Origin of the sequence: Streptomyces sp. I05A-00742, from assembly GCF_013055795.1 — a bacterium.
In the GTDB taxonomy this organism is placed as follows: Bacteria; Actinomycetota; Actinomycetes; order Streptomycetales; family Streptomycetaceae; genus Streptomyces.
On record NZ_JABETO010000088.1, the window covers coordinates 1 to 3,485 of the forward strand.

Sequence of the window (3,485 nt, forward strand, 5' to 3'; positions counted from 1 at the left end):
TGCGTCGGCCGCCTGCGCGGGGGCGACGGCCCGGGCCGCGGCCGGCCGGGCGTCATCGCGGTCGTACGCCCTGCTGACCGCCGCTTCCGGCCGCTCCACCGGGACGGTCGGGCCGGTGTGCCGGACCGTCGGCTGCCGCTCGGGGCGGACTCCGACGCCGGGCGGTACCTCGATGGGGGCGTCGGCGCGGACCTGTCCGCCGGGGCTTCCGCCGCGGCCGGCGCCGTCGCTGTCGCCCACGGTCAGCGGGTTGCCCGGCAGCAGGCCGGAGACCATGGCCACGGCTCCTATGGCCACCGCGGCCGAGGCGCCCAGCAGTCCGGTCCGCGCGGGCGGCTTCCCCTTCGGCGGCCGGCCGGCACCGGCCGGCGCCGCCTCCGCGACGCCGCCGACGACGGCACCGCCCTTCCGGCCGGTGTCCCGCTTCCCGCCGGTCTCCCGTTTCGGCTCCCGCGCCTTCCGGGGCTTCGGTGTCTTCTCCTTCTCCCGCTTGTCCCGTGCCTTCTCGGGCTTCGGGCTCCGGTCCTTGCCGCCGGCCCGGCGCGAGCCGCGGTGCCGGCCGGGGGAGCCCGGGCGGCACTCGGCCGGCGGCGGAACCGCGACGGGAAGGGGGACGGTGGGCGCTTCGGCCGGGTCGTACAGTTCGGCCGTCCCGCTCGTCAGGGGATCCCTGGCTGCCCGGGGACTCGCTGTCGCTTCTTCGGAGGTCACGGGGGCAGAGCGTCGATGGCGACCCATCCGCTGCCTTCCTTACGTGCTCGGCGTCTCAGTGCGTCTCGCGTGGCATCACTCGTACGGGGGAGTCTTCTTTTCGAGGCGCGACTGTACGGCAAGAAATGAGGGGCCGAAGTGCTGCTTATCTAATTGGCCGGTTAGCGTGCAGACATGAACGACTGTGTCCGTCTCACCGCCTGGGTCCGTGGTCATGTGCAGGGTGTGGGCTTCCGCTGGTTCACCCGGGAGAACGCGCTGCGCATCGGCGGCCTGATCGGTTTCGCGTCCAACCTCGCCGACGGGCGGGTCCAGGTGGTGGCCGAGGGGCCGCGCACGGAGTGCGAACAGCTGCTCGACTGGCTCCGGGACGGGGACACGCCCGGGCGCGTGGACGGTGTGACCGAGATCTGGGCCACACCGCGCGGTGGATACGACGGATTCGAGATCCGCTGACAACCGCCGGCACGGTTCCGCCCGGACCGGGGAATGCGGGGTAATCGAAGGGGCCGGATTATCTTCGTTTATGCCATTGGCATATGCTCACCCTGGATATTGCCTGATGGTTGCCAAGACGGCCCCGCCGTGCAAGGCTGCATCCCAACGGATGATCTCTTCACCCCTCCGGGCCCGGTCAGGGAAAGGCGCCGCGCATTTCACCCGCCGCGCACCCCCGGGACGCCCGTCGATACGCGGTGTGATCGTGTTGACCGTCAAACCATTTGGTGAGACTCTGGAAGCCCCGCGCACCTTAGCTGTTTGGCATGGAAGACACGGCAGTAGCGATGGCCAAGCACCGCGGGTGCGAATCCCTCACGACCCACACCGCATAGGTCGGTCACTCAGTGTGGAGGACCATCCATCATGGCAAAGGCGCTTCTCGGTTACGTCGGCGGCTCCGACCCCCGAGTCCTCTCCGAGATGCGACGGCTTCAGCAGCGAGTCCAGGACCTGGAATCCGAGCTCATCCGGATGCAGGCCGAGAACGACGCGCTGTCTGCCGCCGCTCACCGCGGTGACTCGCTGCTCGACAGCATCGACGTATCCCAGGCGGAGCCTGCGCTCGCCTGACCGTACGCCCTGCCCCGGGGGCCCGGTCGGGCTGCACTGTCAGCCGCTTGAGAATCTGCAAGGGACGCTTCGGCGTCCCTTCGTCGTTTTCCGGGGCGCCCGGTGCCCGCGCCCGGCGTCCTCCGGTGTCCCCGCGTTACCCCCGTCGTCCACTCGCGTTCGCCCCCCATCTCGTACCGCAACTGTGCCCTCCCCGTTCCGGGGCGAAACCATGCCCCCGGCACCTCCCGCGACGGCGCGCCAGGGCCCCGCGCGGGCAGGGGACGATACGGGGCAGGACGGTAAAGTCCTTCCGCGTGCACCTCAAGAGCCTGACCCTGCGCGGGTTCAAATCCTTCGCGTCCGCCACGACCCTGCGCTTCGAGCCCGGCATCACCTGCGTCGTGGGCCCCAACGGGTCCGGCAAGTCGAACGTTGTGGACGCCCTCTCCTGGGTCATGGGCGAGCAGGGGGCCAAGTCGCTGCGCGGCGGCAAGATGGAGGACGTCATCTTCGCCGGGACGACCGGCCGGCCGCCCCTCGGCCGCGCCGAGGTCTCCCTCACCATCGACAACGCCGACGGTGCCCTCCCGATCGACTACGCCGAGGTCACCATCACGCGGATCATGTTCCGCAACGGCGGCAGCGAGTACCAGATCAACGGTGACACCTGCCGCCTCCTCGACATCCAGGAGCTCCTCTCCGACTCCGGCATCGGCCGGGAGATGCACGTCATCGTCGGCCAAGGCCAGCTCGACTCCGTCCTGCACGCCGACCCGGCCGGCCGCCGTGCCTTCATCGAGGAGGCGGCCGGCGTCCTCAAGCACCGCAAGCGCAAGGAGAAGGCGCTCCGCAAGCTCGACGCGATGCGCGCCAACCTCGCCCGCGTCCAGGACCTCACCGACGAACTGCGCCGCCAGCTCAAGCCGCTGGGCCGGCAGGCCGCCGTGGCCCGCCGGGCCGCCGTCATCCAGGCCGACCTGCGCGACGCCCGGCTGCGGCTGCTGGCCGACGACCTGACGACCCTCCGCGAGGCGCTGCGCGCCGAGATCGCCGACGAGGCCGCGCTCAAGAGCCGCAGGGACGCCGCCGAGGCCGAACTCGCCGCCGCCGCCCGGCGCGAGGCCGCGCTCGAACGCCAGGTCGAGGAGCTGGCACCGCGGCTGGCCACCGCCCAGCAGACCTGGTACGAGCTCTCCCGTCTGGCGGAACGGGTGCGCGGCACCATCGGGCTCGCCGACGCCCGGGTCACCAGCGCCACCGCCGCCCCGGCCGAGGAACGGCGCGGCCGGGACCCCGAGGACCTGGAGCGGGAGGCCGCCCGGATCCGGGAGCAGGAGGCCGAGCTGGAGGCCGCCCTGGACGCGGCCGGCCGCGCCCTGGAGGACACCTCGGCCCACCGCGCGGAGCTCGAACGGCGCCTCGCCGAGGAGGAACGTCGCCTGCGCGACGCCGCCCGCGCCCTCGCCGACCGGCGGGAACAGCTCGCCCGGCTGCAGGGCCGGGTCACCGCGGCCCGGGGCCGGGTGGCCTCCGCCGAGGCCGAGGCCGGCCGGCTGGCGACCGCACGGGACGAGGCCCGGGAGCGCGCGTCCGCGGCACAGGAGGAGTACGAGCTCCGGCAGGCCGAGGCGGACGGCGCCGACGCCGGCGACGCCGAACTCGCCGGCCGCCTCCGGGCGGCCAAGGACGGCCTGGCCGCGGCCGACGCCGCGCTGGCCGCC

The 3,485-nt window shown here is 72.9% G+C and carries 3 protein-coding genes and 1 pseudogene; 3 read left to right on the forward strand and 1 reads right to left on the reverse strand.

Going from position 1 to position 3,485, the window contains the following annotated elements; all coding sequences use genetic code 11:
- Positions 1–711 (reverse strand): annotated as a pseudogene (locus tag HN013_RS32160) (hypothetical protein); the annotation flags it as partial.
- A 174-nt stretch (positions 712–885) separates the two neighbouring features.
- Between HN013_RS32160 and HN013_RS32165 the strand changes: the two are divergent.
- The 3 genes from HN013_RS32165 to HN013_RS32175 form a co-directional block, all read left to right on the forward strand.
- Positions 886–1,167 (forward strand): acylphosphatase, encoded by a 282-nt coding sequence (locus HN013_RS32165; RefSeq protein WP_171172549.1) that lies wholly within the window; start codon positions 886–888, stop codon positions 1,165–1,167.
- A 408-nt stretch (positions 1,168–1,575) separates the two neighbouring features.
- Positions 1,576–1,782, forward strand: a complete 207-nt coding sequence (locus tag HN013_RS32170) for a hypothetical protein (RefSeq protein WP_171172550.1) — start codon at positions 1,576–1,578, stop codon at positions 1,780–1,782.
- 296 nt (positions 1,783–2,078) lie between these two features.
- Positions 2,079–3,485, forward strand: a 1,407-nt coding sequence (locus HN013_RS32175) for a chromosome segregation SMC family protein (protein WP_171172553.1), incomplete at its 3' end; no start/stop codon positions are given.